General features: G+C 62.1%; 13 protein-coding genes. 7 read left to right on the top strand and 6 right to left on the bottom strand.

Going from position 1 to position 14,358, the window contains the following annotated elements; translation table 11 throughout:
• Positions 1–1,328 (bottom strand): DEAD/DEAH box helicase (locus IC234_RS04475; protein WP_190922608.1); only part of this gene is annotated, 1,328 nt, incomplete at its 3' end.
• Positions 1,329–1,645: 317 nt separating this feature from the next.
• On the opposite strand from IC234_RS04475, the gene IC234_RS04470 reads away from it, so the two are divergent.
• Positions 1,646–2,164, top strand: coding sequence for an NUDIX domain-containing protein (locus IC234_RS04470; protein WP_190922607.1), 519 nt, complete (start codon positions 1,646–1,648; stop codon positions 2,162–2,164).
• 109 nt (positions 2,165–2,273) lie between these two features.
• Here the strand turns inward: IC234_RS04470 and IC234_RS04465 are convergent, their stop codons facing one another.
• Positions 2,274–2,867, bottom strand: coding sequence for a hypothetical protein (locus IC234_RS04465; RefSeq protein WP_190922606.1), 594 nt, complete (start codon positions 2,865–2,867; stop codon positions 2,274–2,276).
• Between the two features lie 236 nt (positions 2,868–3,103).
• Here IC234_RS04465 and IC234_RS04460 point away from each other — a divergent pair, with 236 nt between their 5' ends.
• The 4 genes from IC234_RS04460 to IC234_RS04445 all read left to right on the top strand — a co-directional run bounded on the left by IC234_RS04460 (position 3,104) and on the right by IC234_RS04445 (position 6,960).
• Positions 3,104–3,340, top strand: a complete 237-nt coding sequence (locus IC234_RS04460; RefSeq protein WP_190922605.1) for a hypothetical protein — start codon at positions 3,104–3,106, stop codon at positions 3,338–3,340.
• 23 nt (positions 3,341–3,363) lie between these two features.
• A complete protein-coding gene (locus IC234_RS04455) occupies positions 3,364–4,269 on the top strand; it encodes a UDP-2,3-diacylglucosamine diphosphatase (RefSeq protein WP_317173324.1) in 906 nt (301 codons plus the stop codon).
• A 152-nt stretch (positions 4,270–4,421) separates the two neighbouring features.
• Entirely contained in the window at positions 4,422–5,465 is a 1,044-nt protein-coding gene (locus IC234_RS04450) for a glycosyltransferase family protein (protein WP_190922603.1), read from the top strand.
• A gap of 34 nt (positions 5,466–5,499) precedes the next feature.
• Positions 5,500–6,960: a GH1 family beta-glucosidase gene (locus IC234_RS04445; protein ID WP_223827456.1), complete on the top strand. Its 1,461-nt coding sequence runs from the start codon at positions 5,500–5,502 to the stop codon at positions 6,958–6,960.
• A gap of 33 nt (positions 6,961–6,993) precedes the next feature.
• Here IC234_RS04445 and IC234_RS04440 read toward each other — a convergent pair whose 3' ends face one another.
• Positions 6,994–7,632 (bottom strand): hypothetical protein, encoded by a 639-nt coding sequence (locus tag IC234_RS04440; RefSeq protein WP_190922602.1) that lies wholly within the window; start codon positions 7,630–7,632, stop codon positions 6,994–6,996.
• A gap of 137 nt (positions 7,633–7,769) precedes the next feature.
• Here IC234_RS04440 and IC234_RS04435 point away from each other — a divergent pair, with 137 nt between their 5' ends.
• Positions 7,770–9,248, top strand: a complete 1,479-nt coding sequence (locus IC234_RS04435; protein ID WP_190922601.1) for a 3' terminal RNA ribose 2'-O-methyltransferase Hen1 — start codon at positions 7,770–7,772, stop codon at positions 9,246–9,248.
• On the opposite strand, the gene IC234_RS04430 is transcribed toward IC234_RS04435, so the two are convergent.
• Positions 9,229–10,155, bottom strand: a complete 927-nt coding sequence (locus IC234_RS04430; RefSeq protein WP_190922600.1) for a hypothetical protein — start codon at positions 10,153–10,155, stop codon at positions 9,229–9,231. The genes IC234_RS04435 and IC234_RS04430 overlap by 20 nt on opposite strands.
• 51 nt (positions 10,156–10,206) lie before the next feature.
• Between IC234_RS04430 and IC234_RS04425 the strand changes: the two genes are divergently transcribed.
• Positions 10,207–12,951 carry a polynucleotide kinase-phosphatase gene (locus IC234_RS04425; RefSeq protein WP_190922599.1) on the top strand — a complete coding sequence of 915 codons (2,745 nt, stop codon included), beginning with the start codon at positions 10,207–10,209 and terminating at the stop codon, positions 12,949–12,951.
• A 310-nt stretch (positions 12,952–13,261) separates the two neighbouring features.
• On the opposite strand, the gene IC234_RS04420 is transcribed toward IC234_RS04425, so the two are convergent.
• Entirely contained in the window at positions 13,262–13,660 is a 399-nt protein-coding gene (locus tag IC234_RS04420) for a hypothetical protein (RefSeq protein ID WP_190922598.1), read from the bottom strand.
• 91 nt (positions 13,661–13,751) lie between these two features.
• On the bottom strand, positions 13,752–14,351 hold the full coding sequence (locus IC234_RS04415; RefSeq protein ID WP_190922597.1) for a TMEM175 family protein: 600 nt from the start codon (positions 14,349–14,351) through the stop codon (positions 13,752–13,754).
• Positions 14,352–14,358: the final 7 nt, after the last annotated feature.

Raw genomic sequence — 14,358 nt, 5'->3', positions numbered from 1 at the left:
CCGCTGGCGTTGCGGTCGCCGCTGGGCCGGGCAGTGCCCTGGCCGCCGCTGGGGCGGCCGCCGCCCTGGCCACCCGAGCGGCCGTTGCCGCCCTCGCGCGGACCGGAGCGGGCCGGACGCCCGGCCGGGCCTTTGGGCCGGATGATGCGCTCGTTGCCGTGCAGCATCACGGGCTTGATGCGGCCCGACACAAACGGGTGCTCGGCCTCCACGTCAATCTGGCGGTTGATGAGCTTCTGGATGTCCTGCAGGTAGGCGCGCTCCTCGTCTTCTACAAACGAAAACGCGGTGCCAAAGGCCCCGGCGCGGCCCGTGCGGCCGATGCGGTGCACGTAGGTTTCGGGCTCGTTGGGGATTTCGTAGTTGATGACGTGGGTCAGCTCGTCCACGTCGATGCCGCGGGCGGCGATGTCGGTGGCCACGAGCACGCGGGTGCTGCCGGCTTTAAAGTTCGACAGCGCGCGCTGGCGGTGGTTCTGGCTTTTGTTGCCGTGAATGGCTTCGGCCGGAATCTGGTTGGCGGCCAGGGCTTTCACCACTTTGTCGGCGCCGTGCTTGGTGCGCGTGAACACCAGCACGCGCTTGATGTCCTTGTCTTGCAGGATGTGACGGAGCAGGGCCGGCTTGTCGTTGTTTTCCACCAAGTACACCGACTGCGTCACCGTGTCGGCGGTGCTGCTCACGGGCGTCACGGCCACGCGCACGGGGTTGGGGCGCAGGATGGTGGCGGCAAGCTCCTGAATCTGGCCGGGCATGGTGGCCGAGAAAAACAGGGTCTGGCGCCGGGTGGGCAGCTTGGGCAGGATGCGCTTGATGTCGTTGATGAAGCCCATGTCGAGCATGCGGTCGGCTTCGTCGAGCACAAACACCTCAATCTGGCGCAGGTCTACAAATCCCTGGTTCATGAGGTCGAGCAGGCGGCCGGGCGTGGCAATAAGCACTTCTACGCCGCGCTTGAGAGCCTGCACCTGCGGGTTCTGACCCACGCCGCCGAAAATGACGGTGTGGCGAATCTGGCTCAGGTGGCGGCCGTAGGCGCCGAAGCTTTCGTTGATTTGAATGGCCAATTCGCGGGTGGGCGTGAGCACCAGGCAGCGAATGGCGCGCGGGGCGTGGCGTTCGAGCTGGGCCGTGCGGTGCAGCACCTGCAGAATGGGCACGGTGAAAGCGGCCGTTTTGCCGGTGCCGGTTTGGGCCACGCCCAGCAGGTCTTTGCCTTCGAGCACGTGCGGGATGGCTTGCTCCTGAATGGGCGTGGGGGTGGTGTAGCCTTCTTCTTTGAGGGCTTTAAGAATGGGGTCAATCAGATTTAACTCGTCAAACGTCATGGGGGGTAAGTAGGGAATACCGGGCGCTGCAAAGAGAATGCCGCGGTAAAATGGTGGCAGGCAATGGCCTGCGCAATGAGTGGTTCAGCCTGCGCCGTAGCATAGGCGGGCATGGCCACGCCGGCAAGGGCCAGGCGTGGGGAGGGTGGGCGGCTCGTCGGAGGCCGACCGATTCCCGAGATGAAGAGGAATTGTAGTGAGGTGCGCTTACTTCGCGGAGACAGCCGAGGCGCGGGGCTTTGCCCGACGCAGCCGGGCAGCGGGCTGCTCCGACGGCGGCCCTGGTGACAGCAAAGGTACAACACTTAAATCCGAACATGCAGATTATCGACCGCAACCGCGTTTTCAACGGCCATTATAAAATCGACCAGCTCATTGTGCAGCACGACGGCCACGAGCTGAAGCGCGAGCAATTTGTGCCCGGCAAAGCCGTGGCGGCGCTAGTGTACGACGCGGCCCGACAGGTATATGTGCTCACGCGCCAGTTTCGCATCGGGCCCGAAGCCGAGCTGCTGGAAATTGCCGCCGGCATGATGGACCGCGGCGAAGCGCCCGAAACGGCCGTGCGCCGCGAGATTCACGAGGAGCTGGGCTACGAAATCGACAAGCTGGAGGAAATCGTGTGCATCTGGCCCTCGCCGGGCATGAGCTCGGAGGAGATAACCGTGTACTACGCCGAGGTGAGCCACAAATCCGGCGAAGGCGGCGGGCTGGCCGAAGAACACGAAAACATTGAGCTGGTGGAGCTTTCCTTTGAAGCGCTGGTGGCCGAGCCGCTGCGCGACGCCAAAACGGTGATTGCCGTGCAATGGGTGCGCCTGCGGCAGCAGTCCTGAGCACATTTCAAAAGGCGAAAACACTGACCATCCAAAAGAACACGGGGCGGCCCCGCTCTCGCGGAGTCCGCCCCGTGTCCGGGGTGCAGCTACTGAGGTGCTTGCGCGTCTACTGGGCCTTGGGCAAGGTCAGAATGTAGTCGAAGGTCTGGTAAAGCTTGGCGTCGCGGATGCTCACGGTGAGCTCCTGGGGCTCCATTTTGGGGAAGGGGAGGAGGCGCTGGCCCTGGTAGAGGTCTCGGCCCATGAAGCGGCCCCCGCCGGGCGCCAGGGTTTGGGCCAGCACTTCCTTGCCGTCTTTGTCGGTGACGGTGAGCGTGAGGTTCGACAGCTCCACGCCTTTGGGGCCTTGGCGGTGCACGGTGACCAGCAGCACGCCGCCGGGTGGGATGGCCGCCACGCGGCGCTGGTAAGTGGTGTCGGCCCAGTCCTTGAGCTTGCGTAGGGCTTCCACTTCGGTGAGCAGGTCGGTGTAGGAGCGGTAGCCCAGGCGGGTGAAGGAGCCGTCGACGTCCTGCTCCTCGTCGGTGTTTTTGGTTACGTTCTGCACGTAGGGCGACACGGCATCTTTCTGCGCGAAGGTGTAGCGCTTGCGGCCCTTGGCGGCTTTGCCGGTGGGCTGGGCATGAGCCGCGCCAGCTGCAAAAAGACTAACGACCAGCAGGGCCAGCAGGCGGCGGCAGAAATGGGAAAAGGTGGGCATAATTGGGGGAATGCAATTGGAAAGCAACAAATGAAAACTAATGGCGGCGCTGTAAGAATTACCGACCAAATTAACACGGTGCGGCGCGAAACCCGCTTCTGGCGCCGCCCATTGCTGCCGCCCGGGCCCCATCCCGAGGCGGTGATGACGGAAGTATAACCCCGGCGTAATCAAGCCTTCACAACGGGGGCGGAACTTTGAGCGCAGGATTTGACCATCATCACCAACTTCCTGCCATGCACTTTCCGGCCTTGGTTCTGGGGCTGCGCCGCTTGAGGCGCTGGCTCGTGTACGAATTGTTTCAGGTGGCGCTGTGGATGGCGTTCGGCTTGCGCACGCTGGCAAGCCTGCGCTCGGCGCTGGGCGGGGGAGGCGAGTGGGGCGCCGCCCGCCGCGGCCCCGCCATTCGGCCCCGCCGCACGGGGGGCGGCCACACTCGCCCTGGGCGTCTGGCCCAGCCCGCCGCCGCATGAGCACGGCTGCTTCCCCCTTGCTTGTGCCCGGCGCTCCGGCTGGCCCGGGCGACGCCCGCGCCCGGCCCCGGCGCAAGCGCCGCGTGCACGTGGCCGTGATTAGCGACGTGCACCTGGGCACCTACGGCTGCCACGCCACCGAGCTGCTGCGCTACCTCAAAAGCATTCGGCCGCAGGTGCTGGTGCTCAACGGCGACATCGTGGACATCTGGCAGTTCAGCAAAAACTACTGGCCGCCGGCCCACATGCGGGTGGTGCGCTACCTGGCCGGCCTGGCCGCCAAAGGCACCGCCATTCACTACCTCACCGGCAACCACGACGAGCTGCTGCGCAAGTTTGCGGGCCTCCGGCTGGGCCAGTTCCGGCTCGACAACAAGCTGGTGCTCGACCTGCCCCACGGCCGCACCTGGCTGTTTCACGGCGACGTGTTCGACCTGACCATGCGCCACTCGCGCTGGCTGGCCCGGCTGGGCGGCCACGGCTACGATTTGCTGATTTTGTTGAACCGCTTCGTGAACTACGGCCTGGCCCGGCTGGGCCGGCCCCGCGTGGCCCTGAGCAAGCGCGTGAAGGAGCGGGTGAAAACCGCCGTAGCCGCCGTGAGCAACTTCGAGGCAACCGCCGCCGAAATTGCTGCCGACAACGGGTACCGCTACGTGGCCTGTGGCCACATTCATCAGCCCGAGATTAAAGCCCTGCCCACCCACAACGGGGAAGTAGTGTACCTGAACTCCGGCGACTGGGTGGAAAACCTCACGGCCCTGGAGTACACGTCTGAAGCCGGCTGGCAGCTGTATTATTTCAACGACGACCCCCGCATGCAGCTGGCCCCCGACCCAGAAGCCACCGATGCCGCTGAGGAGCTAGCCGACGCCAACCCCGCGCAGCTGCTGGAAGGCCTGCTGGCCGAGTTCAAGCTGAAGGCTTAAATAAAATAGGAAGATAAAATAGGAAGAACATCATGCTGAGCGCAGCAAAGCAGCACGCATGCTGCAACCACTTAGTAGTAATGGGCATAATGGGCAGGATGCTTTGCTGTGCTTTGCAGGACGCGCCAACTAAAAGAACAAGCAGCTATTAAATGGGCCGAATCCTCTACGCCATCCAAGGCACCGGCAACGGGCATCTGGCCCGCGCCCTTGATGTGGTGCCCCTGCTGCAGGCCCGTTGCGAGCAGGTCGACGTGCTGGTGAGCGGCCCGCCGGCCGACCTGCCGCTGCCTTTTGCCGTCAGGTACCGGGCCCAGGGCATGGGGTTTTTGTTTGGCAAAAAGGGCGGCATCAACTTCGTGAAAACCTTCTGGCAGTTCAATTCGGCCACGTTTCTGCGGGAAGTGCGCCAGCTGCCGGTAGAGCGGTACGACTTGGTCATCAGCGACTTCGAGCCGGTGAGCAGCTGGGCCTGCAAAGTGCGCGGGGTGCCCTGCGTGGCCCTGAGCCACCAGAGCGTGGTGCTGCACCCCCTGGCCCCGCGGCCCCGGTCCGAAGACCCGGCGGGCCGGGCCGTGCTGCGGCATTACGCGCCGAGCACGGCCCAGTACGGCTTTCATTTTCAGGCGTATGCGCCCGAAATTGCCACGCCCGTCATTCGGCAGCAAGTGCGCGGCCTCAGCGCCGCAAACGACGGCCACTACACGGTGTACCTGCCGGCTTACGAAGAGAAGCTGCTGGTGGAGCGCCTGCAGTACCTGAGCCGCCGCACCCGCTGGGAGGTGTTTAGCAAGCACAGCACGACGGCCGCCACCCACGGCAACGTGCGGGTGTGGCCGGTGAGCGGCCCGGCATTTCTCGACAGCCTGGCCCGCTCGGCCGGGGTGCTGTGCGGCGCCGGCTTCGAAACCCCCGCCGAAGCCTTGTACCTGGGCAAAAAGCTGCTGGTGATGCCCATGAAACAGCAATATGAGCAGCAATGCAACGCCGCCGCGCTGACCCATATGGGCGTGCCCGTCATCAAAAGCCTGAAAGACAAACACCTCGACACAGTAGACCAGTGGCTGCACGAAGACCGCACCATTGCCGTTGACTACCCCGACGGCACCGCCGCCGTATTAGACCGGTTGCTGCGCGAGCAGCTGCCGGCCGCCAACGGCCGGGCCCACTCCCGCGCACGTCTTTTAGCGGAGTAAGTATTCGTTCAGTTGATTTTTTCGCACGTTGTGCATGATGCACCTTCCGCCTCGCTACGCTGAGCCGCTGCCGCCGGCTTTTTACCCGCCGTCGGCCCCGCAGCCGTTTTCCCGTCCCGATTTCGGCCCCGATTTTTCGTGGGGAGCTTCCGCCGCCGCGTACCAGACGGAAGGCGCGTGGCAGCACCAGGGCAAGGGGCCCAGCATCTGGGACGATTTCACGCGCCGCAAGGGCGTCATCCGCCGCAACGAGCACGGCCGCGTGGCCACGGACTTTTACCACCGCTACGAAACCGACCTCGACCTGGCCCGCGGGCTCGGGCTCAGCGACTTTCGTTTCTCCGCGGCGTGGTCGCGGGTGCTGCCGGCGGGCACCGGCGCCGTGAGCCGCCGCGGGCTTGACTTCTACGACCGGCTAGTGGATGCCTGCCTGGCGCGCGACCTGCGGCCCTGGCTCACGCTCTACCACTGGGACCTGCCCAGCGCCCTGCAGGCCCGGGGCGGCTGGGCCAATCGCGACGTAGTGGGCTGGTTTGCCGATTATGCCCAGCTCATGGGGCGCTGCCTGGGCGACCGGGTGGCGCAGTGGGCCGTGCTGAACGAGCCCATGGTGTTTGTGGGCGCCGGCCACCTGCTGGGCATTCACGCCCCCGGGCGACGGCATTTGGGGGCTTTTCTGGCGGCGGCCCACCACGCCACGCTGGCCCAGGCCGAAGGTGGCCGCGCCCTGCGGGCCGTGTTGCCCGAAGCGGCCCAAATCGGCACCACGTTTTCCTGCTCCTTCCTCACGCCGCACCGCCCCGGCAACAGCTACGACGAAGCCGCCACCCGCCGCGCCGATGCCGTGCTGAACCGCTTTTTTGTGGAGCCCGCCCTGGGCCTGGGCTACCCCGTGGCCGAGCTGCCCGCCCTGCGCTGGCTGCTGGAGCGCTACCAGAAGCCCGGCGACGAGCAGCGCATGGCCTTCGCTTTCGACTTCTGGGGCGTGCAGAACTACACCCGCGAGGTGGTGAAATTCTCGCCCTGGCTCCCGCTGCAATGGGCCGCCCTGGTGTCCGCCAAGCAGCGCGGCGTGCCCCACACCGACATGGGCTGGGAAGTTTACCCAGAGTCGGTTTACCACATGTTGAAACAGTTCAGCGCCTACCCCAATGCCCCAAAACTGCTCGTCACGGAAAGCGGCTCAGCCTTCCCGGATGTGGCAACGGGCGGGCGGGTGCACGACGAAGCCCGCCGCGCCTACCTCCAGGCCGCCATCGGCCAGGTGCTGCGGGCCCAACGGGAAGGCGTGAACGTGGGCGGGTATTTTGCCTGGAGCCTGACCGATAACTTTGAATGGGCCGAAGGCTACGGGCCCCGGTTCGGCCTAATCCACGTCGACTACGAAACCCAGGAGCGCATCGTGAAAGACTCCGGGCGCTGGTACCGGGATTTTCTGAGCGGCGCACCGGTTGGCGCGAAACTGGGCCAGAGCGCCGCCTTGCGCCAGCAGTAAGGCCAGCGCTAGGCGCGCGCCCGGCTCAGCTGCTTAAAGCGCCCGCAGCATGTCGCGGCAGCTCATGAATTTCTCAATTACCCGCTCGGGGTGCTGCTCGTCGAATTCCTCGAAGCCGAGCACGAAAGAAGGGGAGGGCTGTATGAATTTGATGGCCTCGTTCACCGCGTCGTGGTACCAGCCGAGGCGCTCCTTGTCGCCTTGCGCGGCCGATATTTCGGCGTCCCACCGCAGCGCGGCGGGGTCTTTTCGCACCAGAAAGGGCAGCACAAAAGGGATGTATTGGCTGAAAATGGGGTTTTCGGCGTGAATGAGCCGGCTGTCGGGCCACACGTGGTAGGCCGCAAAAGAATCCGGGGGCGTCACCACAAACTTGGCCTGTTCCAGCGTCATTTCCCCAAACATCTCGACGCGGTTGGGCTGCGAGTAGAACTGCGCGTAGGCCGCGTACCACACCGATACGCCGGCCGGACTCACCAGCTGGTAGGGATGAAATGAGCTGGCGATGCTAAAGCCCCCGTGCGCCCCGATGACGAGGTTATACAGCTTTCCAAACCTATCAAAATCAGTGGATTGCTGGTACGGGTTGTTGGTGAGGCCGTAGAGATAGAAGCTGGCAAAATCGTTGAGGGTGGGCCCGGTGGGGCCGGCAGGGGAAACGGAATCGGACACGTGCGGCTGCTTAAAAGACAGAGGACATCAACAGGGAAACGGCTATTGAGTACGCAAACCTATTTCGGGATGGCCAAAAAAACTTTGCTTCGTGCGCCGCGGTGCTACTTTCGGCTCTTCGCACTTCCTGCTCCGCCATGCTGCTCACCATCTCCACCACCTACCAGCCCGCCACCGACTTGGGCTACCTGCTGCACAAAAACCCGGCGCGGCTGCAAAGCCTCGAAGTAGCCGGCGGCCAGGCCCACATCTTCTACCCCGAAGCCACCGCCGAGCGCTGTACCGCCGCCCTGCTCCTCGACCTCGACCCCATCAGTCTGGTGCGGGGCCGGGCCGGCGCCTCCGGCGAAGGCTTCGCCCTCGAGCAATACGTGAACGACCGGCCCTACGTGGCCTCGTCCTTCCTGAGCGCTGCCCTGAGCAAAGCCTTTGGTACGGCCATGAACGGCACCTGCAAAGACAAGCCCGACCTGCCTGCCCAAGTCCTGCCGCTAGCTATCAAAGTGGCCGTAGTATCCGCGCCCGGCCCCGACTGGCCGCGCCGCCTTTTTGAGCCGCTGGGCTACGAGGTGGAAATCGAAACCACCCCGCTCGACCCGACAGTGCCGGAGTGGGGCGACAGCCCCTACTACACCCTGCACCTGCGCCACGCCGGCCTGCGCCTGCAGGATGTGCTCACGCACCTCTACGTCCTGCTCCCGGTGCTCGATAACGACAAGCACTACTACATCGGCGAGTATGAGGCCGAGAAACTGCTGCATCGCGGCGGCGACTGGCTGCCCCAGCACCCGGAGCGCGGCTTCATCACGCGCCGCTACCTGCGCTACCTGGCCGCCTACGTGAACCCGACGCTGGAACGGTTGATGCAAGGGGAGGACCGTAGCGTGGACTCTGCGAGTCCGCGCATGGAGGACGGAGAAAGCGGCTCTGTAGAAACTGTGCAGCCGCAAGTGGCAGAGCCGAACGATGCGATGCGCGGACTCGCAGAGTCCACGCTACAGCCCAAGCTTTCGCTCCACGACCAGCGCCTCCAGCAAGTCGCCCACGAAATTTACCAGCTCTCCCCCAAGCGCGTGCTCGACCTGGGCTGCGGCGAAGGCAAGCTGCTGCGCCTGCTTCTGCGCCAGCCCAAAATCGAGTACATCCTCGGCATGGACGTGTCGCACCAGGCCCTGGCCCGCGCCGCAAGCCGCCTGCACCTGGACGAGATGCCCCCACGCCAGCGCACCCGCCTCGACCTCATCCAGGGCTCGCTGCTCTACCGCGACGAGCGCCTCGCCGGCTTCGATGCGGCGGCCCTTGTCGAAGTCATCGAGCACCTCGACCCGAACCGCCTCGCCGCTCTCGAAGCCGTGGTGTTCGGCCAGGCCCGCCCGGCGCACGTCTTCGTCACCACCCCCAACGCCGATTACAACCAGCTTTTCGAAAAGCTCAACGCCGGCGAATTCCGTCACGACGACCACCGCTTCGAATGGTCTCGCGCCGAGTTTGCGGCCTGGGCCACCGCCGTGGCGGAGCGGCACAGGTATCAGGTGCGGCTGGTGGGGATGGGAGAGGAGGTGGCAGGGGTGGGCGCGCCCTCGCAGATGGCGGTGTTTAATCTAGAACAGTCGTAATCTTCTGCGAGAATCCATTTTCATCGTCTGCGGGAATGACGTTGACCATTTTTTCAAATGGTAGTTTCTCTGCAAAACCAGAAACATCCCCATCGAATTTAATTGAGTTGAATAGCTTTTGCAAGCTGTTCGCATTGGATGGGTGAATGACTTTGCCAGCGTCAGAATTACTAACAAAACTTCCAAAATGCGTTTGAAATGTCTTTGCTGAAATAAGCCCGGATTCTTCTACCTCCTTGAAGAGCTTCCTGTATTTCTTGACCAGGAGATAATAGTCTACCTGCGGCACTAGAATGGGCAGACCTTCGGGCCACACGGACAGGGTAATAATCCGCTTGTCAGCAACAGTTTGCAGGACCATCACCTTTGGCACAAAGTATTCTTCGCCTAGTTCGTCTTGTATTTGCCTCTTGTTGAAATTGTGTTTCCAAACCGCATTTGAGGCAGGAAGTGGATAATAATTGAGTTCTAATTCCTCATAAAAATGCGCTGAATGTCTAGCGTTGATTTCTGACCAATTCCTGTATAGCTCAGCTTCTCCAGGTTGCGTTGGAAATTCTTCATCAATTGTAGACTGAGGATTTACAACATACAGACTGAGGTCGCTAATCATTTGGTCAACAAACAAAAACGCCTCTTGACCAAAGAAATCTGGACGTAAAAAATTCAGATTGAAACTGAATCGAGTGTAATCAAAATCTAAAACTGTTTCAAGCTCAATAGCCTCTGGGTCGGTTTCAGGTTCGTTCAAGTCAAATGAGAAGTAGACTTCTGTATCATCGTTCTCATAAAACCACTGATTTCCTTGCTCATTGGCTGGGCACAAATTGTTTGTTAAGTAGTCACTGATGTCACTTTCGGAAATCTGCTGATTCTGGCGTTTGTAGAAGTAGAGGTCGTAGCTCATTTATTGCTTGATTTCTTAAAATGTCTTTTGTCGCTGTTGTTGCCACTATTTATGCCCCAAGATACCCTCAAGGTCCCCGAACTTTCCCTTATCCTCCTCATTGGCAGCACGGGCGCGGGCAAGTCCACATTTGCGCGGCGCTTGTTCAAGCCCACGGAAATCGTGTCGTCGGATGCCTGCCGGGGCCTGGTGGCCGACGATGAAAACGACCAATCGGCCAGCAAAGACGCGTTTGAGTTGCTGCACTACCTGGTGGCCAAGCGCCTGAAGCGCGGGCTGCTCACCGTGGTCGATGCCACCAACGTGCAGGAGGAGGGCCGCAAGCCCCTGGTGGCCCTGGCCCGCCAATACCACGTGCTGCCCGTGGCAATCGTGCTCGATGTGCCCGATGCCGTGGCCCAGGAGCGCAACGCCCAGCGCCCCGACCGCCGCCACCTGGGCCGGCACGTTATCGCCAGCCACCGCCAGCAGCTGCGCCGCAGCCTGCGCAACCTCAAACAGGAGGGCTTCCGGCACATCCATCACCTGCGCAACGTGGGCGAAATCGACGCCATCCAGTCCATCACCCGCGACCGCCTCTACAACAACCGCCAGGAAGAAACCGGCCCCTTCGACATCATCGGCGACGTGCACGGCTGCTACGAGGAGCTGCGCGCGCTGCTGGAGAAACTGGGCTATCAGATTACGGAAGAGTCGATTACAGACGTGCGGGATTTGGGCGTGCGGGTGACCGCCCCATTGGTAGGTAGAGACGCGACCCTTCGCGTCTCTTCGTTGAACGATGCGGCAACCAACGATTCTAGCGGCGCGGACGCCGAGACGCGAAGGGTCGCGTCTCTACAATCGGCAGACGGGCCGCGCCGCAAGGCCATCTTCCTCGGCGACCTCGTGGACCGCGGCCCGGCCTCCCCGCAAGTGCTGCGCCTGGTGATGAGCATGGTGCGCGACGGCAGCGCCCTCTGCGTGCCCGGCAACCACGACATCAAGCTCCTGCGCCACCTCAATGGCAAAAACGTCACCATCAACCACGGCCTGGCCGAAACCCTAGCCCAGCTCGAACCCGAGCCCGAAGCCTTCAAAAGCGACGTGCGCCGCTTTCTCGACGGCCTGGTGAGCCACTACGTGCTCGACGGCGGCAAGCTGGTGGTGGCCCACGCCGGCCTCACCGAGGAGATGCAGGGGCGCGGCTCGGGGGCCGTGCGGGCCTTCGCGCTGTTTGGCGAAAGCACCGGCGAGATTGACGAATTTGGCCTGCCCGTGCGCTACGAATGGGCCCGCGAGTACCGGGGCCGGGCCATGGTCGCCTTCGGCCACACGCCCGTGCCCGACGCCGAATGGCTCAACAACACCATCGACCTCGACACTGGCTGCGTGTTCGGCGGCCGCCTCACCGCCCTACGCTACCCCGAGCGCGAGCTCGTGGCCGTGCCCGCCGCGCAGGTATACTCCGAGCCCGTGCGCCCGCTTAACTACCGCGCCCTCCAGCTGCAAGCCCAAAATGAATTGGCCGCCGAAAACGCGCCAAGCACCACCGCCCAGCACGAAAACGACGACCTGCTCGACATTCGCGACGTCACCGGCAAGCAGTTCATCGAAACCCGGCTCATGCGCGGCGTCACCATCCGCGAAGACAACGCCGTGGCCGCCCTGGAGGTGATGTCGCGCTTCGCCCTGCACCCCAAGTGGCTGCTGTACCTGCCGCCCACCATGTCGCCCACCGAAACCTCGGCCCTGCCCGACCTGCTCGAACACCCCGCCGAAGCCTTCGACTACTACAAGCGCCTCGGCGTGGAGCGCGTGGTGTGCGAAGAAAAGCACATGGGCAGCCGCGTGGTGGTGGTGCTGGGCCGCGACGAAGCCGCCATCCAGCGCCGCCTCGGCCTAGTGGGCGAGGGCATCGGCAAGGTCTACACCCGCACCGGCCGCAACTTCTTCACCGACGCCGCCCTCGAAACCGCCTTCCTCGCCCGCCTGCGCGACGCCCTGAGCACGGCCGGCTTCTGGGAGAAATTCGACACCGACTGGGTCTGCCTCGATGCCGAACTGCTGCCCTGGTCGGCCAAAGCCCAGGAGCTGGTCAAAACCCAGTACGCCGCCGTGGCCGCCGCCGCCCTCGCCGCCCTGCCCCAGGTCGAAGCCGCCCTCACCGAAGCCGCCGCCCGCCAGCTCGACGGCGCCGAAGCCCTGCTGGCCCGCACCACCGCCCGCCACCAGGCAGCCACCCACTACGCCGACGCCTACCGCCGCTACTGCTGGCCCGTGCACTCCCTCGACGACCTCAAGCTGGCCCCCTTCCATTTATTAGCCACTGAAGGCAAAACCTACTTCGACCGAGACCACGCCTGGCACATGGAAACCCTGCGCACGTTGTCATTAGCCGACCCCGGCCTGCTCCGCGCCACGCCCTACCGCGTCGTCCCCCTCACCAACCCCGCCGAAGTAGAAGCCGCCATCCAGTGGTGGACCGACCTCACCGCCGCCGGAGGCGAAGGCATGGTGGTGAAGCCCTACGACTTCATCCCCCAGGGCAAAGGCGGCCTGCTCCAGCCCGCCCTCAAGTGCCGCGGCCGCGAGTACCTGCGCATCATCTACGGCCCCGATTACCTGCTGCCCGGCCACCTCGACCGCCTCCGCCAGCGCAACGTGAAAGCCAAGCGCAACCTTGCCCTGCGCGAGTTCGCCCTCGGCGTCGAGGGCCTCGAACGCTTCGTGGCCGGCCAGCCCCTGCGCCGCGTGCACCAGTGCGTCTTCGGCGTGTTAGCGCTGGAAAGCGAAGCGGTGGACCCGCGGCTGTAAAGTTTTGGTTGGTTTTCTATTGGTCGAGAAACCTGCTTCTGTATTCTGCGTTACGGCTTCCGCTCATTGATAGTAATTCCAAACCCAATTTTCTATCAATAGGCAAAGGGCCCAGCATAACTATTCTCAAAACCCTAACTGGACGCTTGAGCCTGGAGTAGGCTATAAATTTATGATGCCCATCAAGAAGGAAAGTATTGTAAGCGTCTTCGGTTGAAATAACAACAGCAATTGGCTCAACATTTTTCTTGATTAGCTCGATGTATTCTTCGATGATATTTTCATCGGTGAGTAATTGAGTCGCAATGACTTAAGCCAATGCACCATAAGTGTCAAAATGGAAATAATCACTCTTGGGAGTAAAGTTTTGCGAGGTTAAGCAAGGCTCAAGAAGTTCAATTCCAGCATCGATGTATTCAATTGCAACGCGATACTTGCCTATTGCAAGCTTGTTAATAATATAGGCGAACTGGCTTTGTATTGATTCGGCCTGCAGGAAACCGTATTTAACAAAATTTCGAAATTGATTCTCTGCTATGATATCAGTTTCAGTGATATTTTTAGCTATTTGATATCGCCAGGTGGAGCCAACTTCTCTAAGGAATGTAAATTGAATTAGCTTTCCATTTAATAATAGAGCAGATGCATGTTTACCTCCCAGTAGTTGTATCGGGCCGCCTGGGCGTTCTATAGTAATATCTTCTGTCATAAGCCGGTTGATTAGATTTTCAATGAGTTTTTTTAATGGAAGTGCTACTACTTCCTCTGTATTGTTAATCAAAATTTCACATTGACAGCTGTTAACCAACGTGTTTCCCATCACTTTTCTCCACCAGCGTGCGCTCAATTCGACGGTCGGGGATGAGCCACATCAGCGCCACGGCCACGTAGATGCCGCCCGCCACCCACGGGTTCCAGAAACTGGCCGCGATGCCCGCCACGTAAAGTGGGGGCGACGACAGGCCCTTGAAGTCGCGCCCAACAGCGCGGGCCAGCGTCGAATTTGGTCCTTCGAGGGCGATGATGCGGCTCTGCAAAATCCAGTAAGCCACGCCGGCCATCAGCAATATCACGCCATAGAGCACCATGGCGGGCTTGGCGAAGTGGTTTTCACCCATCCACCCCGTAGCAAACGGCACCAGCGACAGCCAAAACAACAGGTGCAGATTGGCCCACAGAATGCCACCGGATACCTTGCTCGTGCCCGCCAGCATCATGTGATGGTTGTTCCAATAGATACCGATGTATATGAAGCTGAGCACGTAGCTGAGCACCACGGGCAGCAGCGGGCGCAGGGCGGCGAAATCGGCCCCGTGCGGTACCTTGATTTCCAGCACCATGATGGTGAGGATGATGGCGAGCACGCCGTCGCTGAACGCTTCGAGTCGTCCTTTGTGCATGAGAAGA

Source organism: Hymenobacter armeniacus (assembly GCF_014699055.1).
Classification (GTDB): Bacteria; Bacteroidota; Bacteroidia; order Cytophagales; family Hymenobacteraceae; genus Hymenobacter; species Hymenobacter armeniacus.
The sequence above is the reverse complement of the archived record's forward strand: the minus strand, read 5'-3'. Positions and strand labels throughout refer to the sequence as shown.

Coding starts and splice junctions, on each gene's coding strand:
- IC234_RS04465 (WP_190922606.1), bottom strand. CDS start 2,867: ATGCCCACCTTTTCCCATTTCTGCCGCCGCCTGCTGGCCCTGCTGGTC.
- IC234_RS04415 (WP_190922597.1), bottom strand. CDS start 14,351: ATGCACAAAGGACGACTCGAAGCGTTCAGCGACGGCGTGCTCGCCATC.
- IC234_RS04470 (WP_190922607.1), top strand. CDS start 1,646: ATGCAGATTATCGACCGCAACCGCGTTTTCAACGGCCATTATAAAATC.
- IC234_RS04430 (WP_190922600.1), bottom strand. CDS start 10,155: ATGAGCTACGACCTCTACTTCTACAAACGCCAGAATCAGCAGATTTCC.
- IC234_RS04435 (WP_190922601.1), top strand. CDS start 7,770: ATGCTGCTCACCATCTCCACCACCTACCAGCCCGCCACCGACTTGGGC.
- IC234_RS04420 (WP_190922598.1), bottom strand. CDS start 13,660: ATGACAGAAGATATTACTATAGAACGCCCAGGCGGCCCGATACAACTA.
- IC234_RS04425 (WP_190922599.1), top strand. CDS start 10,207: ATGCCCCAAGATACCCTCAAGGTCCCCGAACTTTCCCTTATCCTCCTC.
- IC234_RS04445 (WP_223827456.1), top strand. CDS start 5,500: ATGATGCACCTTCCGCCTCGCTACGCTGAGCCGCTGCCGCCGGCTTTT.
- IC234_RS04460 (WP_190922605.1), top strand. CDS start 3,104: ATGCACTTTCCGGCCTTGGTTCTGGGGCTGCGCCGCTTGAGGCGCTGG.
- IC234_RS04450 (WP_190922603.1), top strand. CDS start 4,422: ATGGGCCGAATCCTCTACGCCATCCAAGGCACCGGCAACGGGCATCTG.